Annotated in this window: 2 protein-coding genes; one reads left to right on the top strand and one right to left on the bottom strand. The window is 45.9% G+C overall.

Annotated elements, in window-relative coordinates:
• On the top strand, positions 1 to 275 hold a 275-nt coding region (locus A3757_RS24130; RefSeq protein ID WP_156506550.1), incomplete at its 5' end, for a helix-turn-helix transcriptional regulator.
• Between the two features lie 32 nt (positions 276 to 307).
• Here A3757_RS24130 and A3757_RS24125 read toward each other — a convergent pair.
• The coding region (locus A3757_RS24125; protein ID WP_156506549.1) for a BatD family protein at positions 308 to 1,027 on the bottom strand (720 nt) is incomplete at its 5' end.

Here is a 1,027-nt window from a genome sequence, read left to right as displayed (position 1 = left end):
TGGAGATCGAGAATCTTAGCTTTGATCTTGTAGCCAGTGAGTTACATTTAACTACCCACACCGCTCGGCGACGCCTTAAAGATGAGGGTAGTTCATTTAAAGAAATAAAAGACAGTATTCGTCGGGATCAGGCTTTGGTGTTGCTGGCCAAGGCAAACCTGAGTATTAATGACGTTGCTTTGCAGCTCGGCTTTTCAGAAGCAGCAGCATTCAATCGCGCCTTCAAAAAGTGGACAGGGCAAACGCCTGGCGCCTGCCGTGAGCAGCATCGATAGCTGGCTTTCTGGGCTAAGTTTGTCTGGCTGTGCTACTGCGGGTAGAACGGTGGCAAAGAAGCATTGTCTTTGCCTTTCAGGCCGGGTGCTGTTTTAGTGTATTTTTTTAATGCTTCAAGTAAGGCTTGCTGGTCATAGGTCTGAGTTGCATTTTTACTGTAACGATCGTTCTCGAATGCTAATAGTTCGGCAGCAAGCGACTCATCTAAAGCTTTCAGCGAACGCAAGGTAATGGGGGCTGACTTAACGGTGTTTTGTTTTCGCTGGCTCTCGATCCAAGCTAGTACAAGCTTCGGTATGTCACTCGACCCCTTTCTAATTGCTTCAATTAATTGTTTGTAGCTGAGTTCTGAAGTAGTAGAGTCGGGAGCTTGTATCGAGATTAGTTTATTTAAGTCTTGCTTTACTTGCTTCAGTCGTAGAAGTAGGAACAAACTCGTTAGAAGCCAACCAAAGGCGAGTAGTGCGATTATCGCTAGCAAGGCATGCTGATTGCTCTCATTGTGCTTAGGCTCTGTATTTTTAGCTGTGCTTTCTATCTCGGACTCTTGGTTGGGTGTTGCTTTTCCATCATCAGTTAAGTCGATGCTGGAGGGCTGCTCATTCTTTTGAGTTTGGTTTACAGCGCCCGGTTTGATGATGATTGTTCGCTCCGGGAGTGTAGCAATACGCTCAACATCGTTGACTGTATCCCACCAAGGTATGCGTATTTCCGGTAGCGTAATTTCGCCTTGTTTGATGGCAATATATGT

It is taken from the genome of Oleiphilus sp. HI0117 (assembly GCF_001635235.1).
This window is presented reverse-complemented; position numbering and strand designations above follow the sequence as displayed.